We start from the raw sequence: 24,424 nt of genomic DNA, 5'->3' as shown, positions 1-24,424 counted from the left end.
ATTCTTCAAACGCATTCATTTCAGAAGGAGCCCCCATGTCCGAGCTCAGCGCGCCGCCGGCGCAGCAGCCTCCCGCCCGCTCTACTCCGGGCGTTTCGCCCGGCGAATCCGGGCTGCGCAGAACCATGACCTCCCGCCACCTGGTGATGATCGCGCTGGGCGGGGTGATCGGCTCGGGGCTGTTCGTCTCTTCGGGCTATACGATTGCGCAGGCCGGACCGCTGGGCGCCGTGCTGGCCTACGCGGTGGGCGCGCTGGTGGCCTATATGGTGATGAGCGGGCTCGGGGAGCTGTCCGCACGCCATCCGGTGGCCGGCGGGTTCCACGCCCACGCCACCCGCGACCTCGGCCCGGCCTGGGGTTTCACTACAGCCTGGCTGTACTGGATGTGCTGGGCGGTGGCGCTGGCCAGCGAGTTCACCGCCTCGGGCATCCTCATGCAGCGCTGGTTCCCCACGGTGCCGGTCTGGGTGTTCGCCCTGCTCTTCGCGGCCCTGCTGTTCGCGCTGAACGCGGTGTCCTCGAAGGTCTTCGCGGAAACCGAATTCTGGTTCTCGCTGATCAAGGTGGCCGCCGTGGTGCTCATGATCATGGTCGGCGCGGCCACGATCCTCGGCATCAACCCGGCCAGCGAGGCGGGCCCGCTTGGCCTGGCGAACTTCGATACCGGCGATGGGCTGTTCCCGACGGGGATCAGCGGCGTGCTGGTCACCATCCTGGCGGTGTTCTATGCCTTCAGCGGCACGGAGCTGATCGGTGTGGCCGCCGGCGAGGCCAAGAACCCGGAACTGAGCATCCCGCGGGCCATCCGCACCGCCGTGGTGCGCCTGGCGGTGTTCTTCATCGGCGCCATCGTGGTGATCGCCGCGATCGTTCCCTTCGCCGAGGCGGGCGCAAACGAGAGCCCATTCGTCACGGTGCTGGATGCCGCGGGGCTGCCGGCCGGGGCCGACATCATGAACTTCGTGATCATCACTGCATTGCTCTCCGCGGGCAACTCCGGACTATATTCCTGCGCCCGGATGCTGCACGCAATGGGCGCCGCAGGCCAAGCCCCGGCGGTGCTCTCGAAAACCAACCGCCGCGGCGTGCCGATGCTGGCGCTGTGCCTGTCGCTGCTGGGCGGTTTGGCCTCCCTGCTCTCCGGGGTCATCGCCGCGGACTCGCTGTTCCTGGCGCTGGTCTCCATCTCCGGGTTTGCGGTGGTGGCGGTGTGGATCGTGATCTGCGCTTCGCACCTGTCCTTCCGCCGGCACCATGTAGCGGTGCACGGCGGCACCGATTCGCTGCCCTATCGGGCCCCGCTGTTCCCGCTGCTTCCGATCCTGGCGCTGCTTCTGCTGGGCGCCTCGCTGGTCGGTGTGGCCTTCGACCCCGTGCAGCGCCCGGCCCTCTGGTTCGGGGTGCCCTTCACCCTGCTGTGCTTGGGCTACTACCGCTGGCGCCACGGGGCCGGGGTGTTCACCCCGGCCCGCTGAGCGGGCGCTGTGAAAACGCCGGACCCGGGAACTCTGCGCGGCTCTGGGGAGTTTAACGGGGCCGAGGCGGGCGGAAATCGTGCCGCGGATCCACCAAGGAAATGAGGACGTTGTGGCAATGTTCGACAAGCTATTGCGCAAGGGAAAGCAGCTGGCCGGGGAGTATGTCCGGGAACAGCTGAACCAGCGCAGCTCCACCGGCCAGCAAAACAACCAGCAGGATCCGCGCGACAGCCGAAGCCAATCCGGGTACGAAAACCGGGACTACCCGAACCAGCAAGGCTCGGTGCAGCCGCGGACGGCCGGTAGCCAGGGCGCATCACGCGAGGACCAGGCGGCGATCGAGAAGTACCGCTACATGCTGCGCACCGCGCCGCCGCAGGATATGGAACGCGCCCACAGCGAGGCTTTTGCCCGGTTGACGGTGTCGCAGCGCGAGCTGCTGCACGCCGAGCTGGCCGAGCAGCTGCCGGCCGCAGAGCGCCCGGCCTCGCAACGGCCGGAGGATCTGGCCCGGGCCGCCACCCGCGCCGAGGTATCCCGCCCGGGCTTCATGGACAAGCTCCTCTCGCGGGGCGGTTCGGGACGGAAATCCATGGGCGGCATGGCCGCCGGCGCGGCCGGCGGGCTCGGAATCGGCCTGCTGGGCGGTGTGGCCGGAGCCTTCATCGGCACCGCGATCGCCGGACCGCTGCTCGATGGCTTCGCGGGGATCGGCGAGGAATTCGGCTCGGCGGCCGAGGGGCTCAGCGATTCCTTCGCCGGAGCCGGCGAACAGTTCTCCGCGGCCGGAGAGGGCTTGGGCGACCAGGCCGGTGGCGCGTTCGGGGACTTCCTGGGCGGTGCCGGAGGAAGCTTCGGGGACTTCGAGTTCTAGCACTGGCATGGAGCGGCCGCCGTGCATCCTGAACCCGCTGCCAGCGGGAACTCGTGGCTCTTGACCTGCGGGAAAGAGATCTTGAAGATCGGTCCGCCGGCCACCACGAACACGATCTTGCCCGGCATGATGGAACACTGCCATCGATCAGGCTGCCCCGGCCCCTATTCCGTTGCGGCTCGTGGATGTTTGACGGTTCCAGGGGCCTCGCCCCAGCGCTTCCCGCTAGCGGCATCCGGCACGCCGCGGCTATGGGCCAGCGCCGCTGCCTCGGCGCGCGAACGCACATCCAGCTTCTTGAAGAGGTTGCGGACATGGAACTTCACCGTATTCTCGCTGATGCCCAGGGCTGCGGAGATCGCGCGGTTTCCCTGCCCCGCCGCCAGCAGTTGGAGCACCTCGAATTCCCGGGCGGCCAGCTTCCATTGGGCCAGATCGGCGGGCATGCTCTGCGGCGCATCGAGCGGCAGCACGATCGAGACGTCGGTGCCCCACTCGGAGATGACTTCCAGCTCCATCCGCCCGGCCAGGGCTTGCACCTGACGGTTCAGGCGCTCGATAGTCGGAGACGCTTGATCCATGGCGCCGCGTCCGTCGTCACGCATGTTGATCAGCAGGTTCTCACCGTCGCAGTCCCATTGGGCACGAATCCGGTGGATCTGTTCTTGATCCATCATGACCAGCGCCAGCCCGCGCATGATCGAGCGCGCCGCGTAGGCGACTTCTCCGGGCAAGGCCCTGCCATCGGCGGGCGGCTCGATGAATTGCAGTTCCACTCCGCCGGATTCGCTCAAGGGGCGCAGGTCCTCGCGCAAGCGGGTAAAGGCGCTGCCCACCGGTTCCTCGGCCATGCCATTGATCCGGTCATCGAGGGACCGCAAGCCCACCAGGGTCTTCGCCGCCAGGTCGGTGGCCTTGGCACGTGCCAGCGCATCGCTGAGCTGCGTGCTGCGCAAGGTGGCCAGCAGAAGGTCCAGGCTGGTGGAGTACTGGTCGACCAGTTCGGTGGTCACCCGGGTGCGTTCGGCCGATACGGCCCGCGATTCACGCAAGTAGGAGGGCGGCGCGTCAGCGACCTTTTCGCGGATCCGGGCTGCCGTGAGCTGCCAGAGGTAATCAAGCAGATCACGAGAACTGCCGGACTCGGCAGGCTCCTGCACCACTACCGGATCAGTCAGCACGAGTAGCGCATTGCTCGGCGGATAGCGCAAGGCAAGGACTTCGCGCGGGGCCCCGCTAATCCCTGCGGTGCCCCGCCACCGGTCCTGCTCCGGGTGGGAGCTGCGCAGCTGGTCCAATTCGGCAATGGTCACCCGGGAGGTGATTGCTTCGCTTCCCGCCTTCTTCTGCGGCCGGCCGGTGCACTCCTCGGTGAAGATCAGCAGCGCGGAGCATTTGACCCACGGCTGCAAGGACGCATGCAGCCGTTCGGCGATCTGCAGCAGCGGCGCGGTAGCCAGCAGCGACAGCGAATCGAGAAGCTCCCAGAGCCTGGCATCGGAATTCGGGTCGCGTCCAATGAGCTCGTGGAGAGAAACCATGACAGTGAGTGTATTCCATTCGAGCCTGGCCAGCCTACCCGAATGGGTAGGAAAAGCCGTCACAAGATGGTGTATTGCCCACCCGGCAGATCCGTGAGGATGGATTGTAGACACGGCGAGGCCCGCAACGGGCACCGAAGCGACCATCGAGAGGAATGGCTTGGGTACTTTGCGAACTAAGGCGGAGGCAAGCACCGCAAATCATGTTGTAGCCGCGCAGGAAATGATTCAGGCGGAGATCGCTGAGACCATGCAGGCCATCGATCCCGGCCAGGTCGCAGCGGTGGCCGAGCTGGCCAGTTCGGCCAAGCGGATCTTCGTCGCCGGTGCCGGGCGCAGCGGGCTGGTGCTGCGCATGGCCGCCATGCGGCTGATGCATCTGGGCCTCACGGTGCACGTGGCCGGTGATATCACCACTCCGGCCATCACCGAGGGGGATTTGCTGCTGGTGGCCTCCGGCTCGGGCACCACCTCCGGGGTGGTCAGAAGCGCCCAGACGGCAGCTGATCTCGGGGCGTGCGTCGCCGCGGTGACCACGGACCCGGGCTCGCCCTTGGCGCACCTGGCCACCGCAATCGTGCAGGTGCCGGCCGCGTGCAAGACGGACCACGGTTCGGCGAAGAGCAAGCAGTACTCGGGCAGCCTCTTCGAGCAGTCGCTCTTCCTGCTCACCGAATCGCTATTCCACTGTCTTTGGAACAGCACGGAATTGCCGGCCGAAGAGCTGTGGCTGCGGCACGCCAACCTGGAATAGCCCGGGCCGCGAATCCTCCTTGAAAAACACAACAACCGAAAGAAGATCACCATGAAAATCCAAGTTGCCATCGACCTGCTGACCACCCAGGATGCTCTGGAGCTGGCGGCAAAGGTCGCCCCATACGTCGACATCATCGAGCTGGGCACCCCGCTGATCAAGGCCGAGGGCCTCTCGGCGGTTGCCGCGATCAAGAGCGCCCACCCGGACAAGATTGTGTTCGCCGACATGAAGACGATGGATGCCGGCGAGCTGGAAGCCGACATCGCTTTCGCTGCCGGCGCGGATCTGGTCTCCGTGCTTGGCAGCGCAGACGACTCCACCGTGGCGGGCGCCGTCAAGGCTGCCAAGGAGCGCAATAAGGGCATTGTGGTCGATCTGATCGGCATCGCGGACAAGGCCGCCCGTGCGAAGGAAGTCATCGCGTTGGGAGCTCAGTTTGTCGAGTTCCACGCCGGCTTGGACGAGCAGGCGCAGCCCGGTTACGACCTGACTGGCCTGCTCAGCGCGGGGGCGATCGCAGCAGTTCCGTTCTCGGTGGCCGGCGGGGTCAGCATCAGCACGATCGCCGAGGTGCAGAAGTCCGGGGCCCAGGTGGCGGTGGCCGGAGGCGCCATCTATGGTGCGGCCGACCCGGCGACCGCGGCCCGCGAGCTCAAGGCCGCATTGGTCTAAGGTACGAAACCTCGGTGGCATCGATAAAATGGAGCCACCAGGAATTGCACAACAAGACGCACGGCTCCACCGGGGCCGTGCGTCTTGTTGTTATTTGTCCTCGTCGCCACCGACCATGGTGATTGGCTGGACGCCTCCGCCGGGGAAGCAGCCGATCGGGCTCTTGCCCGATTCTGCGACGATGTCCAAGCATTTGGATGTCAGGGTTTCGGGGGTGATGGACCGCTCGAGGATCTTGTTGGCCTCGGCCTCGGCGGCGCTGGTTTGCTTGCGCTGCTCGGCGATGCGGGTCTTCGCGGTTTCGGCCTGCAGCTCGTTGATGCGATTCTGCGTCGGCTCATCGAAGTTGATGATCGGCAGGGTTACCGAGCGGATGTCAATCTGGGTGCCGACCTTTTCCTGCATCTTGGTCCGCACGGACTTGGCCAGGCCCTCGAGATCCTGGCCTCCATCGGCTGGATCGGTATACGCCAGCGGGTCGTAGCTCGCCATGACTTCGTTCAATGCGGCACGGAAATTACGATCCACCAGGTTGGACTGGATGCCTTCGAAGGTGCGGTAGTCCAGGAACACGGACATCGCGTCGTCGGTCTTCAACTGCCACTGGATCGAGGCGTCGACGTTCGCCTTGCCATTGTTTCCCAGGCGGACCGGGATGGCGCTGTTCGAAGAGTACACATCGTTTTGGACCGAACCGTCGAGCTTCTCCACGGTTTCCCACGGCGCCTTGAGGTGGAAGCCGTTGCCGATGACGGCGGTCGGCTTGCCCAGGGCGATCTTCACCCCGACGGTGCGTGGCTGAACGATGGTGGCTGAGGCGAATCCGAGAACAACCAGCGAAACGACCAGAATGCCGATGCCGGTTAATCGGGTATTTCCCTTGGACTTCGTACCGGCTTTCATACCCGCGCTGCCGAAGATAAAGAACAGCCCGAGAAGGATGCCAATGATGATGAGAACTGTGAGAAACATGTTCCTCTTCCTAGATGTGATGAACACTTAAAGTCTAAGCGATGTACCATCTGGAGGATTCGAGGGACGCTGAGTGATGTTTCACGTACCGCTGCGTGCGGATACGACAACGGCCGTGAATGCCCGATGGGAACTCACGGCCGTTGCGGGGGAAGACTACTTCAGGTGGTCAACCAGCTGCGAGGCGATACCGGTGTAGCTGCCCGGGGTCATCTGCTGCAAACGAGCCTCGGCGTCCGCCGACAAGCCCAGCTCGCCAACGAATTCCTTCAAGCGGACCGCGTCCACGCGCTGTCCGCGGGTCAGGTCCTTCAGGCGCTCGTAGGGATTGTCCATGCCTGCAACGCCGGCAATGGATTCGGCTCGCATGACCATCTGGATAGCCTCGGCGAGCACCTCCCAGTTGTGGTCCAGATCCTCTGCGAGTACCGCCTCGGCGACATCCAAGCGATCCAGGCCCTTGGCGACGTTCGAGATGGCAAGCACCGAGTGGCCGATGGCGGTACCGATGTTGCGCTGCGAAGAGGAGTCGGTCAGGTCGCGCTGCCAGCGGCTGGTGACCAGGGTGGCACCCAGGGTGTCAAGCAGGCCGTTGGAGATTTCCAGGTTAGCTTCGGCGTTCTCGAAGCGGATCGGGTTCACCTTGTGCGGCATGGTCGAGGAGCCGGTGGCTCCGGCCACAGGAATCTGAGCGAAGTAGCCGATGGAGATGTAGCTCCACACATCGGTGCACAGGTTGTGCAGGATGCGGTTGAAGCGTGCGATGTCGGCGTAGACCTCTGCCTGCCAGTCGTGGGATTCGATCTGGGTGGTCAGCGGGTTCCAGGTCAGTCCCAGGTGCTCGACGAAGGACTGTGAAACCTGTTGCCAGTTCGCGGTTGGAACCGAGGCGTAGTGGGCGGCGTAGGTGCCGGTGGCGCCGTTGATCTTGCCCAGGTACTCGGTCTTCTCGATGCGATCCAGCTGGCGGGTCAGGCGCCAGGCAAGAACTGCCAGTTCCTTGCCCAGGGTGGTGGGGGTAGCAGGCTGGCCGTGGGTGCGCGAAAGCATTGGAACGTCGCGGGACTCTTCGGCCATCTTGGTCAGCTGGGCCACCAGATCGCGGGCTGCAGGCAACCACACCTGGGTGACTCCGCCCTGGACACCCAGCGCGTAGGAGAGATTGTTGATGTCTTCGCTAGTGCAGCCGAAGTGCACCAGCGGCTTCAGGTTGCCAATGCCGATAGCATCCAGACGGTTAGCGATGTAGTACTCGACTGCCTTCACATCGTGGACGGTAACCGCCTCGATCTCGGCCAGTTCCTTCACCGAGTCGGCGTTGAAGTCCGTGACGATCTTGCGCAGGGCGGCCTGCTGCTCGGCGGTGAACGGGGAAGTGCCCGGCAGCACGGAGTTCTCGGCCAGGTGGATCAACCATTCGATCTCCACGTGAACACGATCGCGGTTCAGCGCCGCTTCGGAAAGGTAGTCAACCAACGGTGCCACCGCGCTGCGGTAGCGTCCGTCGAGGGCACCAAGTGCCAGGGGTTCATTAGCAAGGGAAGTGCGCGCAATCTCAGCCATGCTCATATTCTTTCATCACTGCGTGCACATCACATCTTTTACACACATCCTTCTTTCCACAGCCGGTGCCCAAACGGGCCGAAAGAAGCCGCAACAGGGCGAAGATGAAAGCAGATTTTCACCGATTCACCGGTGGAGAATTACGGGTTGGAGCTAATCATGATGTTTCAGGCGACCCTGGATTCGGTGGCCTTCCAGCTGGATGACGCCCAGTCAACAACGCGTTTCGCCATCGAACAGCTCTCTTCAATCGGCTCGCTGACTTGGAGATCTTCGGCAGGCAAGGCGTTTGCCTCGGAGGTGAGCCAACTCAGTGACAGGCTCGTGGGACTTACCAAAGCGCTGGGCGAAGCCGAATCGTATCTGTCCTTGGCCATCAGGGAGATGAACGCGTTAGAAGCGGAGATCCTCAACCAGCGAATGGCCTCCTAGCCATGGGATATGACGTCAATTACAACTCCTTGGATTACGCCCAATCGGCTCAGATTTGCCAACAAGTCTACGGACAGCTCCAAAGTGTTGAGACGCAACTGCTGAGGGCCTCGGTGCGCGCGCAAGAATGCCAACAGGAAGCACAATCCCAATGCTTGGTCAACGGAATCGGTAACCGTGGTTATTCACTGGGGATTCTGGCGGACAAATTACGCACCGGCTACCACCACTCGACCGAGGCCGTGATCGATGCCCGGAGGTTGGAGGAGAAAGTGGGCGCAGCAATCGAGAACTACGTCAGGGCAGAGACCAGCATCGAAAACTCGATTCTGGTCTCTGCCAAGTGGCAGATTCTGGTGGACGCTTGGAATAACACGCGCAACAACGATTCCCGCCCGCCGACCAGGGATATGGAAACGCTGCTCAAGCTTTTTGTCTTGCTCTCTTCGCCACGGGACCGGTTTGGGTTTGCGCGCCCGCAGCCTTTGATGATGCACGAAACGACCGAGAAATTGGCCGATTTAATCTCTACCTGGGGACCTTTGCGGAGCAAGGAGCTCAACCTCGGCGAGGCCCAACCGGTGGAACAGGTTGAGGTTGACGGCACGCTGAACAGCTACTACCAGCTTCACAAGATTCTCAACGATGCCGGGCCCAATGATGATGGGCAGATTCTTATCGCCGAGGCCGAGAAAGATGGAGAAAATGTTTATCTCGTCATTCTTCCTGGGACTCAGGGGGAGGGCAACGGCAATAATCCCTTTGACACCTACGGCATCATCGATGCGTTCAGCTTCGAATCGGACAACTTCGCCGGACCGATCAACGAGGCCCTGCAAATCACTGGCGCACGCGAGGGCGACGAGGTGATCCTCAGCGGGTACTCGCAAGGTGGGATTCATATTGCGAATCTGATGAAGAACAGGTTCTTGCGCAAGAAGTTCAAGATGGAAAAGATGCTGACCCTCGGTTCTCCCATTGGCCACATAAACCTTCCCGAGGACATTCGAAGCCTGTCGATTGAGGATTCCAAAGACATGGTTCCGGGCACCGACGGGGTAGAAAACAAGCGCAAAAAGGATCAAATCACCGTAAAATTTGACGGTCCGAGGTTTGAGGAACAACTCGACGAGGGGCTGTTCGGCAAACCGCACGACCTGGATAATTACGGAGATCATCTCGAAGAGATAGTGGAGAGCCCGATCCCGGATCTGCACGAAAATATGCGGGAATTCGCGCTTCCTCCGGGGCCTCTGAAATTTCGCAAAATCAAGATCGAACGCAAAGAGCGCCCGCGAAACACAAAGCATGAAAACTGGGAGGAAGAGAAATACGGCTCAGCCCGCTAGCGCTTAGCGCTTTTCCTTGCCAACGAAAAAGCCAAGGACTGCCGAAACGATTGAGATGATGATGGTGCCGACAATGGCGTCCCACCAGAATGCGTCGATGTTAAGGCCCACCGGCGTGAACTGAGTTAGCCAGCTGGTCAGCATCAGCATCAGCGCATTAATGATCACGGTGAACAGGCCCAAGGTGAGGCAAGTGATCGGCATCGAGAAGAACGAGACTATCGGCCGCACCAACGCGTTGATCAGGCCAAAGATCACGCCCACGATCAAATAGGCGATCACGGATCCAAGGAGGCCTTCGCTGATGGCGCTGATCTGGATTCCGGGGACAATCCATACCGCAGCGGCAAGGGCCAATGCATTAACAATGACTCGAATCAAAAAGCTCATGGGACAACTTTGCCATAAAAGACTGAAAGCACGGTGAGCAAAGAATCTGCCGATTGACCTACCGAGGGCTAGGCTTTGATGTATGAGTGAGAACCCCGTGACCCAAGATTTGGTGCAACCTCGTTCAATAGTTGCGCGCTTGCCAAAATACGCTGCCGGCAAACCCCCTGCAGCAGTCGAAGGACTTGAATCCTTCAAGTTGTCCTCCAATGAGATCCCCTTCGGCCCATTGGATGAGGTGCGTCGAGCGGTCATGGAACAGGACGCGCTGAACCGCTATCCAGACAGCCTCTCCACAAAGCTGCGCGATTGCCTCAGCGATTACCTCGACGTTCCAGCCGAAGATATCGTCACCGGTGCAGGATCGCTCGGCGCGCTGGTGCAGATTCTCACGACCTTTGCCGGTCAGAACGAAGACGGCGTCCAGGACGAGGTGATCTATGCCTGGCGCTCCTTCGAGGCGTACCCAATTTTGGTGCAGAGCGCAGGCGCGCTGCCGGTAGAAATCCCCGTGCTGGATGACGGCCGCCACGATCTTGAGTCGATGAGCGAAGCGGTCAATGAAAACACCTCGGTCATTTTGCTTTGCACGCCGAACAACCCCACGGGCCCGATCCTGACCCAGGTCGAGGTCGATGACTTCATAACGCGCGTGCCGCGTAATGTGCTGATCGTGCTGGACGAGGCCTACATCGAGTTTGTGCGCGATCCCGAAGCGGTAGACGGCGTCAACACCTACCGCGAGAATGAAAACGTGGTGTTGTTGCGCACGTTCTCCAAGGCGCACGGACTGGCGAATCTGCGGGTTGGCTACAGCGTCGCGCACCCGGAAATCACCGACAATATTCGTGTCGTCGCCACACCATTTGCGGTCTCTTCAGTGGCGGAAGATGCCGCCGTCGCCTCGCTGGAAAACATCGACAAGGTGCTTGAGCGGGTCAACACCTTGGTGCAGGAGCGCGAACGCGTGGTGGCTGCATTGAAGGCCCTGGGCTGGGATTTCCCGGCAACCCAGGCGAACTTCGTGTGGTTGCCGCTAGGCGGAAACACACAGGCTTTCACCGAACGAGCCCAAGCCCAGGGGCTGTCGGTTCGCGGGTTTGCCGGTGAGGGCGTGCGGATCTCGATCGCCGAGCCCGCGGCCAACGACCGGATCATCGAATTATGCAAGAATTCTCTCGATTTAAAGCAGAGCTGACCTGCTTCTAATTCTCGCGTTTTAGACGCCTTGAGATATAGGCTGTTCATTAGTTAAGCCGCTATATGTCCCGCAGGGAATGTATTCCTTATGGGGCATATAATTGATCGAAGGAAGTTTTATGCCGCGTGCCGCAACCGAGGCAACGGACCAGGACCTGATTCAGATCCTGACCCCGGAAGGCCAGCGTCTGCCCAACGAAACTTATGATTCGTATTTGGGCGATGTTGACGATGACATGTTGCGTGGTTTTTACCGCGACATGGCGTTGACCCGCAGGTTCGACCAAGAAGCCACGGCCCTGCAACGCCAAGGTCAGCTCTGCCTCTGGGTCCCGCTGCGTGGGCAAGAAGCGGCGCAAATCGGATCGGGCCGAGCCACTCGCCCGAAGGACTACATCTTCCCGACCTACCGCGAACACGGTGTAGCGCTCACCCGCAATGTCTCCTTCTCCGAGATGCTGCGCTTGTTCCGCGGCATTTCCGGCGGAGGTTGGGATCCACGGGAAAACAACTTCCACATGTACACCATGGTGCTTGCCGCCCAGCTGCCGCATGCCGCCGGCTACGGCATGGCGATTAATCTTGAACAGCATGGCTGGGATGAAGCGAAGCGCGCCGAACAGGGCGACGCGGTGCTCACCTACTTCGGTGACGGTTCCTCCACCGAAGGCGAAACCCACGAATCGATGGTTTTCGCCAACTCCTTCGACGCACCGGTGGTGTACTTCTGCCAGAACAACCAGTGGGCCATTTCGGTGCCATTCGAAGTTCAGTCGAAGGTCCCTCTGGTCGCCCGCGCCGCTGGCTACGGCATGCCTGGTATCCGCGTTGACGGCAATGACGTGCTTGCAGTCCTGGCGGTCACCCGCTGGGCCATGGAGCATGCCCGAAGCGGCAAGGGACCGGTGCTGATCGAAGCGGTCACCTACCGCCTCGGCGCGCACACCACCGCAGATGATCCGACCAAGTACCGGCAGAGCGAAGAAGAGCTGGCTTGGGCGCCGAAGGATCCGCTGATCCGCATGGAAACGTACCTGCGGGAGAACAACATCGTCGACGAAGCGTTCTTCGAACAACTCGAACAGGACGGAGACGCGATGGCCGCCCAGGTCCGCAAGGACGCCATGGCATTCCCCGTTCCGCCGCTGTCCAAGTCCTTTGAGCAGGTGTACGCCGAAGCTCACCCACTGGTCCAGGAAGAACTGCAATGGCATCTGGACTACGAAGCCGGGTTCGCGGATGAAGCCGGACAGGGGGAGAAGTAAATTGACGACAACCATGACTCTTGCCAAGGCCATCACCAATGGCTTGGACAAGGTACTTGCATCCAATGACCGCGCCATCCTCATGGGCGAAGATATCGGACGCCTCGGCGGCGTGTACCGCATCACCGAAGGACTGATCGACAAGTACGGTGCCTACCGCGTCATCGATTCCCCACTGGGCGAAGCCGGTATCGTGGGCGGTGCGGTCGGCATGGCACTGCGTGGACACAGCCCGCTGGTGGAGATCCAGTTCGACGGATTCGTCTTCCCCGCCTTCAGCCAGATCACCACCCAGCTGGCCAAGATGCATGCCCGCTCCGAGGGACGGCTGACCGTGCCCGTGGTCATCCGCATTCCTTATGGCGGCGGCATTGGTTCCATTGAGCACCACTCCGAATCTCCGGAAGCCCTGTTCGTGCACACCGCGGGTTTGCGCGTGATCACTCCTTCCAACGCGCACGACGCCTACTGGATGATCCAGCAGGCCGCCGAATGCAAGGACCCGGTCATCTACCTTGAACCCAAACGCCGCTACTGGCTCAAGGGCGAGGTTGATACCGAGGCTCCGGCGCTGGACGCCTTCAAGGCCCAGATAGTCCACCCCGGAGAAGACGCAACCATCGTCGCCTACGGCCCGCTGGTCCCCATCGCGCTGGCTGCCGCGGAGGCCGCCCGCGAGGACGGCCGCTCGGTTGAGGTGATCGACCTGCGTTCGCTCTCGCCGATCGATTTCGACACCATCACCGAATCGGTGCAGAAGACCGGACGGCTGATCATCACCCACGAAGCGCCGACCTTTGGCGGTCTCGGTGGCGAAATCGCCGCGCGCATTTCCGAACGCGCCTTCCTGTCCCTGGAAGCACCGGTGCTTCGCGTCGGTGGATTCCACATGCCCTACCCCATCTCAAAGGTCGAATCCCAGTACCTGCCGGACATCGACAAGCTGCTCGAAGCCCTCGACCGCTCCTTCGCTTACTAAGCGCTAAGGAACCAAGGAGAAAAACATGACTGTCTTTAATCTTCCCGATGTGGGCGAGGGGCTAACCGAAGCCGATATCGCCTCCTGGAAGGTCTCCGTGGGAGACACCGTCGAGGTCAACCAGATCTTCGTGGAAATCGAAACCGCCAAATCGCTGGTCGAGCTTCCCTGCCCCTTTGCCGGGGTAGTCACCGAACTGCACGCGGGCGAAGGCGACACCGTGCTGGTGGACCAGCCGCTGATCACCATCAACGAAGAAGGCGACCCGGTGCCACCTACAGGTGTCCCCGAACCTTTGGAAGCCGCCAACACCGAAACCCCGGTGGCCTCCGAGGAGCCTGGCCCGTTGGTCGGCTCCGGCCCGACAGCGGACTCTGCGGTACGCCGCAAGCGCACCAGCCGTCCGGCGCCCTCGGCCACCGATGCGCGGACCACCCCACCTCGCGGGGGCGCCAGCGCCGCCGGCCTGGCAGATACGATCTCGCGCCGCGCCCAGGGCCTGGGGCAGGCGGTGGCCCGCGAGGTCGACCGCCGCAAGCCCGCCATGGCCAACTTCGTCGACCGGGTGCTTGCGAAGCCCCCGGTGCGCCGGCTGGCCAAGGACCTTGGCGTGGACATCAACGAGATCGTCGGTACCGGCGTGCAGGGTGAGGTCACCCGCGAAGACGTCAATAGCTACCAGGGCCAGCGCGAAGCCGAGCGCGACGCGGCACCAACCTACTGGGGGCACGGCGCCGAAGGCGGCGCACTGATCGAACGCACCCAGGTTCGCGGGGTGCGCAAGGCCACCGCGAAGGCCATGGTGGACTCCGCCTTCAGCGCCCCGCACGTTTCGATCTTCGTAGACGTGGATGCAAGCCGCACCATGGAGTACGTACAGCGGCTGAAGAAGTCCCGCGACTTCGAAGGCATCAAGGTTTCCCCATTGCTGGTGCTGGCCCGCGCAGTGATCTGGGCGGCCGCACGCAACCCCTCGGTCAACGCCTCCTGGGTGGAGACCGAGAATGGTGCGGAGATCCACCAGAAGCACTTCATGAACCTAGGCATCGCCGCGGCCACCCCGCGTGGGCTGCTGGTTCCGAATATCAAGAACGCCCAAGAGCTGAACATGCGTGAGCTCGCGATGTCCCTCAACGAGCTGGCCACCACGGCCCGAGCAGGCAAGACCAGCCCGGAAGAGATGCGCGACGGCACGTTGAGCATCACCAATATCGGTGCGTTGGGCATTGATACCGGAACCCCGATCATCAATCCGGGCGAGGTAGCGATTGTCGCCTTCGGCACGATCCGCCAGAAGCCATGGGTTGTCGACGGCGAAGTGGTGCCCCGCTGGATCACCACCCTCGGTGGCTCCTTCGACCACCGCGTGGTTGACGGCGACCTGTCGGCCCGCTTCATGGCCGACGTCGCCTCGATTATGCAAGAACCGGCCATGCTGCTGGACTAAGCGGTGAAATCAACCCGCCATGCCAGGTGCCATGAGTACCTGGCATGGCGGGTTTTCCCGCGCCCGGTTACTCAAACCCTTATTGATATACTCGGGGGCACTATGACTCGACCGTTCGCTGCAGTCCGTTCCTGGCCCCGATTCGGAGCAGCGCTCCTGCTGCCGTTGGCGCTTCTCGCGTTGCCAATCCCAGCGCAGGCCCAAGACCTCCGGTCAGAGCCGGTTTACCCCACTGTGCAGTCAAGCGCCCCGGCGGAAGACGAAGAACCAATCCTCATTCCGCGTATCACCGCGCAGCAAGAGAACTTTTACCTTGCGGTGAGCGATGCGGCTCAAAGTTCGGTCGATACGCAAGAAATTCTCGATCAGGTACGCCAATCCATGGATCTTTCAAATGCAAAGATTCTGGTTGGAGTCGACAAGGAACCAAACAACCTCACCGGAGCCGCCCAGCTGGTGCGCGGATTGCTGCTCTTCGGTGACAGCGACGCGCTCAGCGATGACTGGCTGGAAAACGGCAAAGAGCTGGGGTATGTCGGCAAAGGCTGGATCGTTGTCGGGGTGATGCTGCCCGAAACCCCGGGAGCACCAACTGAGGTTTCGGTAGAGCCGGGCCGCAACGTCACGCCCGTCGGTTCGGGCGCCGAAGACCGCGTCCAAGGGACCGGCCGGCAGCAGTTCGATGCCCAGAATTACACCCGAGGCCTCATCGAGGTGGCACGGGCCAGCGCCACCGAGCTGAAAGCACCCAAAGACAGCACCACCACAAAAGTCATTGGATTCGGCGTGCTAGGCCTGATCCTGGTCGCAACGGTGATCGCCACCTTGATCGCGCGCCATCGCAAGCATCGTGCAGCCGCTGCCCTGGCGCGCAGCAAACGCGGTGACATGCTCGTGGAGCTGCTCCGCCAGCGCGCCTTGCGACTGGAGAAGCACGGCGCGCGCCCAGCTGCCGGCAACCCGGAAGGACCCAGCGCGCAGGCGAGCGCGGCAATTAGTACCGCGATTCCACCGCTTAATGCCCGCGCCCGCCAATTGGCAGAACAATACCAAGATGGCGGTCCGCTCGATGTTGATCGGTTGGCAACCATGGAAAGCGCCTTGGCCGATCAGGAGGTGCTGGTCGCGGGGAGCAAAGCGCTCAATAGCCTGCTTGACTCGAAGTTCCGGAACAGGGACGACTGGAAGGCCATCGTGCTCACCCAGCGCGAACGGCTCGAAGATACCGCACAATTCCTCAACATACCGTCCGCCGGGCAACTGGAGTGCGTGCCACGACTGCGCACACTGATCATCGAGCACACCAACCGGCTGGACGAGGTGCGCCAACGGGCTGGCGGAAGCCGACATCGAGATCAAAGTACTGCGCAGGTACTGGATGAGCTGTGGATCATGCGAGTCGATCTGCAGCGCGAACAGGCGACAGCCGTTCAACAGGCTAGGGCCGCAAATTTGAAACTCATCGACTCCTTGCGCGAGCGCATGCTCGGTGACCGGGCCGCGAAGCTCTACTCCGATCCGCTGAGCATCGTGGACCGCGCGTACACACGGGCTAAAGAGCTGGCCGTCGAGAACCCACAGGAGCATCCATGAGCCGGCGCGAAATGCTCGATTCTCGTGGTCGTCGACTACGCCGCCCGCGGTCCTGGGCGGCACTTGGCGCAATACTCCTGGCCATCATCACCACGCTGGTGGCCGTGCGTGGGTACACCTCGATCCCGGAGGAGCCACTGCACGAGGTGTCGATCATCGTCGAGGGGTCGCACGAGTGGAACATCAGCCAGTCCACGGTGGACGCGGCACTTGAAAAACATCCCGTCAAGTCGCATAGACCGCTGACGCTCACCGTCACCGACAGGTATCTCAGCGGGGATGAGCTTCTGCGCGGCGAGCTGCCGGGCTACGACGTTCTGCTCTCCACCCAGTTGGAGAACCTTGAAACCGAAAACCTGAACGTTGATCAGCGGTTCCATGGCAGTGCGCTGAAATCCGAGTTCGTTTCCGGAGACGACGAGTATTCGGATGCCCGCTTCGAAATCAGCAATGCCTTTTGGGACAATGTCGGCCTGGGCCACGGACCGCAAGCGGTGATTGCCGCGGCCGAACGCGCGGCGATTGTGCTCTCGGATGTCCCGGTGCAAAATCCGCTGTATTGGTTTGGGGCGATTGGCTTATGCGCCATGCTGACCGCGGTGCTGCTGTATTTTGCGCTGCGCTACCGCTCGCGCTGGAGCTCCCGATATCGTCGCTTGGTTGCCGCGCAACGCAAACTGGCTCGAGTAGTCCTAGACCTCGAAGCTTTGGAAGCGACCTATGCTGCCGCGCCGGAGAATTCCCGTCCAGCAGGGTTCAGCAAAAACTGGAACGACCTGCAAAGCCTGTCCTTGCAGGCGGCACGCAACGAAGACCCGCTGGTGACCTCGCTTTTCAGCAAAGCTGAGGCCCTGAACCAGAACACTGGTGCCAAACTGGCCGAATTTGAAAACACCAGTCGGAAACTCACTCAATTGGCCGATTCGCTGATGGGGGCCGGGTCGGTTCACGCAAATCTCGCTGGAACCGGAAGCACCTTCGATAAGCTCAGCCGCCCGATCTATGATGCAGCTACCGCATTGCTGATTCGCCTGGATCAAGCGCCAGGGCGAATGGTCGCGGGCCAGGACCTGCAGACTTTGCGTGCGGAGCTTGGCGAGCTGTTGGATGCTTCGAAGGGGGACACCGACAGCAAGCAGGCGGTCGCCCGGTGGCGCGAAGCCGAACAGCGGCTTGCGCGGCACACCCGCACGCTGATCACCTCGCTGCGCCGCTATCCGCACGTCCGGATACCCGCAGCGGCGCAGATTTCCCAAGATCATCGGCAACTGCGTGAAAGCCTGGGCCTCGAAGCCCCGGAAGAATCTAGCGCCTTGCACCACCTGCGCTTGGCCAATGCCCTGGTGCGCGCCACGCTGGGGGACACCCTCGCCTCGGATGGCGGGAGGCAAGCGCCCGGTGAGGACGCCAAGTCCAGCACCGGGATTGCTTCGGCTCGGGGAAAGCGAGGTACCGCCGGTACCGAGGAACCGGCTCCGCGCCGTCGCGGGCTGCTGATTGCTCTGGCGGCATTGACGCTGATCGGCAGCATGGTTGCCGCCGGATTAATGGTGGCCAAGCTGACCGCAAGACCCGAGCTCGCCAGCGAGGGCAGCGGACAAGGCGTGAGCTTTGAGGTCGATGATCCAGCGGGGATGCTCGTCGAAGAAGACGTCCTGCACTATATGGACACCGACTTCGAAAGCGACAGCAGCTTCACCCTCGCGGTACGAGATGCCGAAAGCTATCTTAAATTCCGTCCCCCGGAGCCCGGGAGCACCTTCCGCGATGTTCTGCCCGTCAGCATCCTGGAGGCCAAATGGCGTTTGAAGGGTGAATTCAAGGACAAAGTAGATCCGGTAACCGGTGAGCTTCTCCCGGAGGAAGCGATCATCCCGGTACTGGTCACCGACGCCGAAAGGACCGTCGTTCCGGGAATCATCAGCTCCGAGGTGCAACGTGGCGAGTATTCCTGGGGCCGCCTGAACGCCTGGGAACACGGGTCGATCAGTGAATCCAGGTATTTGGAGATGGAGGTCGCCGGGACCCTGGATGACTACAACGAGGCGCTGGAACGTAATGGGTATGAGCGGGCTGGGTTCTCCACCGCGGGTCTCTTCTGGATGCTCAGCTTCATGTTCTTCTTCACCGTCGTCAACCTGGTGCTCTTCGTGCGGTACCTGCTCGGTGCCACGACCCGCATCAGCCGATTCGGACGCGGCGCGGGAGCCCTGGCTCGGTCGAAGAAGCAGCTCGAAACGTTGATGCTCGGCTTGGACGACGCACAGCTCAACGCGGTGGCGGTGCTCGGTTCCGGCGGCCGAGGGCGTGCGGATGAAGCCGGGCAGCGGCTCTTCGAACGTGCTCTGGTGATGGCGTGGCACGAAGCGGAAGAACTCTCGCAGCTTCCCTTGTCCGAACGCTTGCACCAGTCATATGCTCACCGAGTGGCCCACCTGGAACGCTTGGTGGCGATGCTGGGTGAACGCGATGCAGATATTGCCCGCCGCGCCAAGGCCCTGGTGGCCGCGACTCGTGGTGCTGGCGGAGATGAGCCAGCCTCGGTCACCCTTCCCGGATAATTTCGGTATCAGGCTTCCAAAACAATAAAGAGGAAGGCGAGGAACCGCGGGTCTTGGCGGCCGTTGAAAAATTCAGGGAACTTCTCCACGGCTTCTGGAGAAGGGGCGGGCTCTTCGAGGTGCGTCAGCCGGAAACCTGCTGCTAGGAAAGATGTCAGCATGGCCGACAAGGACCTGTCCCAAAAGGTCAGTTCGGTTTCTTGCCCGTTCATCTGCCAGTTTTCGGTCCTTGAACGGGTTTCGAAGTAGTTTGTCTTCACTCCGGCCTCACGTTGGCCTAGCCAGGTCGCGAACGGGTGCTCGACCGAGAGAATCAGGCGACCGCCGGGTTTGAGCACGCGTCTCATCTGGGCCAGGGTGTCCTGCCAGTCTTCGAGATAGTGCAACGAGAGCGAGCAGATCACGTCATCGAAGGTATTGTCTGCGAAGGGCAGTGGCGCAGCTAGATCGGCCACTCGCAGGTCCGCCTCGGGCCGAGCCGATCGCGGGCAATGTCGAGCATTGCGGCGCTGCCGTCGATGCCGATGACGGTAGCTCCGAGTTCAAGCAGATCGGCAATATTCGGGCCGGATCCGCACCCGGCGTCCAGCACGTGATGGCCTTCGACCTCGCCAAGCAGCGCGCGGATTGCAGGGCGATTGTAGTATTCGTTGAGCAGGCTTGAATCATTTTCGGCGGTATAGCCATCGGCAATGGCGTCGTAGGCCGCAGCGGCGGATTTCACTTCTACATCTGGGAGCTCCATGCAGTAATACTTGCACAAGCAGCTGCCGCTGGCCGAAGAGTCTTGGTTCAGCGCACCTTGGGATATCAGCTGAAGATGCTGGGCGCTACCTGCGGCCGCGCCATCCCCGGCGGGCGGGCACCGCAGGTAGCCAAGCGAGAGCGACGGCCAAGCTCCCGAGAATTCAGGGGAGGCATGGCCGTCGTCGGAGCAAGCGGCATTGGCTAGCCGAGCACCTCGGGCAACGGGCTGGGCTCATTGTCCAAGACATTTTGTGAAAGGAACTCGAAGATCACCTGGTACCAGATCTTGGCGTGCTGCGGGCTGAGGACCCAGTGGTTTTCATCTGGGAAGTACAAGAACTGGTGGGCGGTGGTTCCGTCCGCCTCCTGCGGCAGCCCGGACTCGGCCAACAATTCGTACCACAAGCGCAAGCCCTCACCAATGGGTACGCGGTAGTCCTTGTCGCCATGAATCACCAGCATGGGCGTCACAATGTTCGCAACAGAGTTATGCGGGGAATTGACCTGGATCATTTCCTTGCTCATCTCGCGTGTCCAATAGAACGAGGCATCGGTGGTCTTGCCGAAACCTTCCAGCGCCCACAGGCTCGCATGAGTCACGATGGCCTTGAACCTATCGGTATGCCCGGCGATCCAGTTGGCCATGTAGCCACCGAACGATCCGCCCATGGCCGCCGTCCGGGTCTCATCGATATCCGGGCGGGACTCGGCCGCATCGGTGATGGCCATTAAATCCGTATAGGGCTCGAATCCCCAACGCCCCCAACCACGCTGGATGAACTCCTGGCCGTAGCCGGTAGACAGCGAGGGGTCGGGCAAGAGCACCGCGTACCCTTGGGCCACCGCCAGCCAAGGATTCCAACGCCAGCTCCAGGCATTCCATGAGCCCAGCGGTCCGCCGTGAACCCACAGCAGCAATGGCGCCTTGGATTTCGGGCCGGCAGTTTCGGGAAGCGCCAGCCAGGCGCGCACCGGGGTTCCGTCCTCGGCGGTGGCCGTGACCTCGGTGAGCGTGCCCGGAAGCTCGGGCCGCGGTGCGGGGGAGCGCAGCTCGGATACCCGCGCGTATTCATTCTCTTCCAGGTCCGAGAGGTGGGTAAGTTCCACCGCCACCGGTTCCGCAGGATATTCGTAGCATGAACGCAGTGCGTAAGCGGTCCGTGAATCCGGGCTGATCAGTACGTTGGCGTATGCTCCGGTATCGGTCAGGCGAGTGATCTTGTCCCGGTCCAGCGACAGGTGGAAGATCGGGCTATGCCCGTGCTCGTCGGCGACGATCAGCAGCGAGTGGCCGTTAGGGAACCAGATGATATCTTCCGCCCAGCGGTCCCAGCCCACTGCGATTTCATGGGATTCTCCGCTGGCCAGTTCCATAAGCCAAAGGCTCATCACCGGAGCGGTTTCGGGTGTGGAGCGGGTCCAACGGCAGTAGATCAGTTTGGTCGAGTCCGGGCTGATCTTGCCTACCGTGTACTCGTAGTCCTGATCCGGAGACAGGAGCATCTCCTGTTCGCCGGAATGCAGATCGATGCGCATCAATCCGGTAGCCACCGAGCCGCGGCCTTCCGGTATCATCCACTCGGTAATCAGGAACTCGCCACTATCCGCGGCGGTGAACGCAGCTTCTGTCTGATTCGCACCGATCCCGGGGGTAAGGTCCTTGAGCGTGCAGGCGTCGGTGCTTGAGCTTTCCGGCAGCCGGGTTGCATAGAAATGTGGTGTCTGCGGTCCAAGGTCCGCATCCCAATAGCGCACCGGATAACTGCTGTGCAGGATGGCGGAGATCTTCTTCTCTTTGCGCTCGCCGAGGATCTTTTCCTCGTGTTCCAGGTCCTTTGCGCGGGGCAGCCCGGCGGCGCGCACCAATAGGTCCTTCTGGTTCCGGGCGAATGTGGTGACCGATTCGATGCCTGCCGGATGCGACAGAATGGACCGTGCCTCGCCTCCCGCCTTAGGCAGCAGCCAGGCTTCGGGCTTGGCCTCGTCCTTGGAGGAGCGCTTGGACAGAAAGAGCAGATCGCCGGTGGCGGTGAAGTTCGGCTGAGATTCGCCGTTTTCGCCAAAGGTCAGCCGGCGGGCCGGTTCGTGTCCGCTGGGGTCGATCTCCCAGAGGGCAGAGCTGTATTTTGTGGAGTCTTCGGCAAGCGTGCTCACCGAGGTGACTAGCCGGGTGCCATCCGGTGAGAGGGCCAGCCCGCCGAGCCGGGGAAGGGAGATGTAGCCATCTAGATTATGAAATGGTTGCTTTGCATGTGCCATAGGACACATCATTCCACTATTGCCGCTCAGGTACTAGTGCAATGCACAGCTGCGTTCCGGGCAGAAGCTGCGTCGCATCACGCGAGTTGCGTCCAAGACTTAATGCTTTTGATATTGGAATGGCGTGCCGGATAGGGGATTGTGGGAGCGAAGGGGCCCCGCACCCGCTTAGCGCGGCGTGCCGGCCGGCTCGCCGACCTGCAGGGACTGCTAAGGAGCAAAAAGGTGAAACAACGACAACTATCGCTGCGGCTGCTGTCGCTCACGGCGCTCTCCGCGCTCGCGCTGGCTTCGTGCTCGGCGAATGATCCAAGCCCGGAACCGGCACCGAGCGAGAACACTCAAGTCCCGTCCGCCTCGGAAACAGCGCCCGCGCCAAGCGCCGGCGACTCGCAGAGCCCGAGCGCCGACGGATCCGATAATTCGGCTCGCACCGGTGAAACCGACCTACCCCAAACTCAAGAGATCATGGGCATCGGTTTCCAGCTGCCCGCGGAGTGGTACGTAGAAGAAGATTGCGACGGCGAATGCATCGAGTACGACAAATGGGAGATCAAGGATCGCAGCGGTGCACACGTGATGACCCTGCTCCCGAATACCGCGACCTCTCCGGACGGCGACATGAACCTCTATGAGCGCGAGCTGCTCAAAGAAGTTCCGGTACCCGCACTGGAAACTCCAACGAGTCTTATCGCCGAGTTCTGGACGGGCACCAGCCAGGAAGACGGCGAGAAGGAAACCGGTTTCTCCCTGGCGCTCGTCGATGACCAGGTCCTGAAAGAGCGCACCGAACAACCCGATCTGGATTATTTCAAGATCGGCGACAGCCAGGCGCCGATGCTCTGGGTGGAAGAAGAATATCTGGAGGATCAAGGGATCGGTGACGATCCCACGCGTGCGGGCGTGGACAACTTCCTGGCCAGCGAAGAGTATCGAACCATCGAGAACATCCTGCTCTCCGTGCGCCATGCGGCAGGTTAAAGACCAATGGTGTGGAGCCCTAGGGAACTCCACACCATTGCCGGGTGATTAGACCAGGGCCTTCTCATTTCCCGAGTCGTCATTGCTTGCGCGCTCTGCGGCCAGGCGTGCGCTTGCCAGCTCGTTGATCCGCTTCCGGCTGGCGTACCAGCCGAGGATCAACAGCGGAACGATGATCGCCAGTGAGGCGATGGTCCAGGTGCCCACCGGATTGTCGAAGGCCATCATGACCAGCACCGCGGCGAGGAAGGCCAGCGTTACCCATCCGGAGATGGGCGCCAGCGGCATCCTGAAACTCGGACGCGCCAGGCTGCCGCGGCGGGCGGCCTTGACCAGCGCCATCTGGCACAACACGATCATGCCCCAGGAGGCCAAGATTCCCACGGCGGCGAAGTTCAAGACGATTTCGAAGGCCTTGGCCGGAACAAAGGCGTTCAGCACCACGCCGAATACCGCGACGGCCGCGGTGATCAAGATGCCGCCAAAAGGAACACCGGACTTGTTCATGCGTCCGGCGAAGCGTGGGGCCGAACCGTTCAAGGACATGGAGCGCATAATGCGCCCGGTGGAGTACAGGCCGGCATTCAGCGAAGACAGCGCGGCGGTGAGCACCACCAGGTTCATCACCACGTCCATGCCCTGAATGCCGATGGAGCCGAAGAAGGTCACGAACGGGGATTCGCCGGCCTTGTACGCGGTGTACGGCAGCAGCAAGGAAAGCAATACCAGCGAGCCGACGTAGAACACCGCGATGCGGATGATCACCGTGTTCACCGCTTTCGGCATGACCTTCTCGGGGTCCTTTGCCTCTCCGGCCGCGGTGCCGATCAGCTCGATCGAAGCGTAGGAGAAGACCACTCCCTGCATGAGCACCAGCACCGGCAGCAAGCCATTGGGCAGCAGTCCGCCGTTGTCGCTGAGAATGGAGAAGCCAACTTCATGGCCGTCGATCGGGGTGCCGAAGATGACGAAGTAGCAGCCAACAATCAGGAAGCCCACCAGCGCGACAACCTTGATCAAGGCGAACCAGAATTCCATCTCGCCGAAGGCCTTGACCGAAACCAGGTTCATGCCGAGCACCAGGGCAAGCGCCGCCAACGCCCAGACCCACTGCGGAACCGCGCCAATCCAGGAAACGTATTTGCCGAAGAACGCCATGTACAGTGCCACGGCGGTGATGTCCACAATTGAGGTCATGACCCAGTTCAGCCAGTACAGCCAGCCGGTGGCGAAGGCGGCCTTCTCGCCGTAGAACTCGCGGGCATAGGAAACGAACGAACCCGAGGTCGGGCGGTGCATGACCAGTTCGCCCAGCGCGCGCAGGATCAGGAATGCGAAGAAGCCGCAGACCGCGTAGCTCA

The 24,424-nt window shown here is 61.9% G+C and carries 20 protein-coding genes and 1 pseudogene; 13 read left to right on the top strand and 8 right to left on the bottom strand.

Translation table 11 applies throughout. From position 1 onward, the window contains the following. Positions 1–35 precede the first annotated feature (35 nt). Both ACT3UA_RS16335 and ACT3UA_RS16330 read left to right on the top strand, forming a co-directional pair. On the top strand, positions 36–1,478 hold the full coding sequence (locus ACT3UA_RS16335) for an amino acid permease (RefSeq protein ID WP_096286900.1): 1,443 nt from the start codon (positions 36–38) through the stop codon (positions 1,476–1,478). A 118-nt stretch (positions 1,479–1,596) separates the two neighbouring features. Next, a complete protein-coding gene (locus ACT3UA_RS16330) occupies positions 1,597–2,355 on the top strand; it encodes a hypothetical protein (RefSeq protein WP_176484198.1) in 759 nt (252 codons plus the stop codon). On the opposite strand, the gene ACT3UA_RS16325 is transcribed toward ACT3UA_RS16330, so the two are convergent. Then, positions 2,352–2,483: a hypothetical protein gene (locus ACT3UA_RS16325; protein WP_255248452.1), complete on the bottom strand. Its 132-nt coding sequence runs from the start codon at positions 2,481–2,483 to the stop codon at positions 2,352–2,354. The genes ACT3UA_RS16330 and ACT3UA_RS16325 overlap by 4 nt on opposite strands. Positions 2,484–2,519: 36 nt before the next feature. After that, positions 2,520–3,896, bottom strand: coding sequence for a helix-turn-helix transcriptional regulator (locus ACT3UA_RS16320; RefSeq protein WP_096286896.1), 1,377 nt, complete (start codon positions 3,894–3,896; stop codon positions 2,520–2,522). 223 nt (positions 3,897–4,119) lie between these two features. Here ACT3UA_RS16320 and hxlB point away from each other — a divergent pair, with 223 nt between their 5' ends. Continuing rightward, positions 4,120–4,650, top strand: coding sequence for a 6-phospho-3-hexuloisomerase (gene hxlB, locus ACT3UA_RS16315; RefSeq protein ID WP_096286935.1), 531 nt, complete (start codon positions 4,120–4,122; stop codon positions 4,648–4,650). 51 nt (positions 4,651–4,701) lie between these two features. Further along, the gene (gene hxlA / locus ACT3UA_RS16310; RefSeq protein ID WP_096286894.1) at positions 4,702–5,325 is read left to right on the top strand and encodes a 3-hexulose-6-phosphate synthase; all 624 of its coding nucleotides are present in this window, start codon (positions 4,702–4,704) and stop codon (positions 5,323–5,325) included. Between the two features lie 90 nt (positions 5,326–5,415). Here hxlA and ACT3UA_RS16305 read toward each other — a convergent pair whose 3' ends face one another. After that, positions 5,416–6,297: an SPFH domain-containing protein gene (locus ACT3UA_RS16305; RefSeq protein ID WP_096286892.1), complete on the bottom strand. Its 882-nt coding sequence runs from the start codon at positions 6,295–6,297 to the stop codon at positions 5,416–5,418. A 156-nt stretch (positions 6,298–6,453) separates the two neighbouring features. Continuing rightward, entirely contained in the window at positions 6,454–7,860 is a 1,407-nt protein-coding gene (gene purB, locus ACT3UA_RS16300) for an adenylosuccinate lyase (RefSeq protein WP_096286890.1), read from the bottom strand. 159 nt (positions 7,861–8,019) lie between these two features. Here purB and ACT3UA_RS16295 point away from each other — a divergent pair, with 159 nt between their 5' ends. Together ACT3UA_RS16295 and ACT3UA_RS16290 are read left to right on the top strand one after the other, a co-directional pair. Then, positions 8,020–8,292 carry a hypothetical protein gene (locus ACT3UA_RS16295; protein ID WP_141393549.1) on the top strand — a complete coding sequence of 91 codons (273 nt, stop codon included), beginning with the start codon at positions 8,020–8,022 and terminating at the stop codon, positions 8,290–8,292. A gap of 2 nt (positions 8,293–8,294) precedes the next feature. Next, positions 8,295–9,641, top strand: coding sequence for a hypothetical protein (locus ACT3UA_RS16290; protein ID WP_096286886.1), 1,347 nt, complete (start codon positions 8,295–8,297; stop codon positions 9,639–9,641). 3 nt (positions 9,642–9,644) lie between these two features. Here the strand turns inward: ACT3UA_RS16290 and ACT3UA_RS16285 are convergent, their stop codons facing one another. Further along, positions 9,645–10,031 carry a phage holin family protein gene (locus tag ACT3UA_RS16285; protein ID WP_096286884.1) on the bottom strand — a complete coding sequence of 129 codons (387 nt, stop codon included), beginning with the start codon at positions 10,029–10,031 and terminating at the stop codon, positions 9,645–9,647. 82 nt (positions 10,032–10,113) lie between these two features. On the opposite strand from ACT3UA_RS16285, the gene ACT3UA_RS16280 reads away from it, so the two are divergent. The 6 genes from ACT3UA_RS16280 (at position 10,114) to ACT3UA_RS16255 (ending at position 19,076) form a co-directional block, all read left to right on the top strand. After that, positions 10,114–11,229, top strand: a complete 1,116-nt coding sequence (locus ACT3UA_RS16280; RefSeq protein ID WP_096286882.1) for a histidinol-phosphate transaminase — start codon at positions 10,114–10,116, stop codon at positions 11,227–11,229. 121 nt (positions 11,230–11,350) lie between these two features. After that, entirely contained in the window at positions 11,351–12,496 is a 1,146-nt protein-coding gene (gene pdhA, locus ACT3UA_RS16275; protein ID WP_096286880.1) for a pyruvate dehydrogenase (acetyl-transferring) E1 component subunit alpha, read from the top strand. 13 nt (positions 12,497–12,509) lie between these two features. Next, positions 12,510–13,475 (top strand): alpha-ketoacid dehydrogenase subunit beta, encoded by a 966-nt coding sequence (locus ACT3UA_RS16270; RefSeq protein WP_275542577.1) that lies wholly within the window; start codon positions 12,510–12,512, stop codon positions 13,473–13,475. Between the two features lie 25 nt (positions 13,476–13,500). Next, positions 13,501–14,922: a dihydrolipoamide acetyltransferase family protein gene (locus ACT3UA_RS16265; RefSeq protein WP_096286876.1), complete on the top strand. Its 1,422-nt coding sequence runs from the start codon at positions 13,501–13,503 to the stop codon at positions 14,920–14,922. Between the two features lie 102 nt (positions 14,923–15,024). Continuing rightward, positions 15,025–16,515: a hypothetical protein gene (locus tag ACT3UA_RS16260; RefSeq protein WP_141393548.1), complete on the top strand. Its 1,491-nt coding sequence runs from the start codon at positions 15,025–15,027 to the stop codon at positions 16,513–16,515. Continuing rightward, positions 16,512–19,076 carry a DUF5129 domain-containing protein gene (locus ACT3UA_RS16255; protein ID WP_096286872.1) on the top strand — a complete coding sequence of 855 codons (2,565 nt, stop codon included), beginning with the start codon at positions 16,512–16,514 and terminating at the stop codon, positions 19,074–19,076. The genes ACT3UA_RS16260 and ACT3UA_RS16255 overlap by 4 nt, the downstream gene beginning before the upstream one ends. Before the next feature lie 8 nt (positions 19,077–19,084). On the opposite strand, the pseudogene ACT3UA_RS16250 reads toward ACT3UA_RS16255, so the two are convergent. Beyond that, positions 19,085–19,821: pseudogene (locus ACT3UA_RS16250) on the bottom strand (class I SAM-dependent methyltransferase). Between the two features lie 203 nt (positions 19,822–20,024). Next, a complete protein-coding gene (locus ACT3UA_RS16245) occupies positions 20,025–22,082 on the bottom strand; it encodes a S9 family peptidase (protein WP_096286870.1) in 2,058 nt (685 codons plus the stop codon). A gap of 225 nt (positions 22,083–22,307) precedes the next feature. On the opposite strand from ACT3UA_RS16245, the gene ACT3UA_RS16240 reads away from it, so the two are divergent. Next, on the top strand, positions 22,308–23,063 hold the full coding sequence (locus tag ACT3UA_RS16240; protein ID WP_096286868.1) for a hypothetical protein: 756 nt from the start codon (positions 22,308–22,310) through the stop codon (positions 23,061–23,063). A 48-nt stretch (positions 23,064–23,111) separates the two neighbouring features. Here the strand turns inward: ACT3UA_RS16240 and ACT3UA_RS16235 are convergent. Continuing rightward, positions 23,112–24,424 (bottom strand): amino acid permease (locus ACT3UA_RS16235; protein WP_444617379.1); only part of this gene is annotated, 1,313 nt, incomplete at its 5' end.

It is taken from the genome of Glutamicibacter sp. 363, from assembly GCF_052379505.1.
Lineage (GTDB): Bacteria > Actinomycetota > Actinomycetes > Actinomycetales > Micrococcaceae > Glutamicibacter.
Note: the sequence above shows the minus strand (reverse complement) of the source record. Positions and strands in the feature narration are given on the sequence as shown.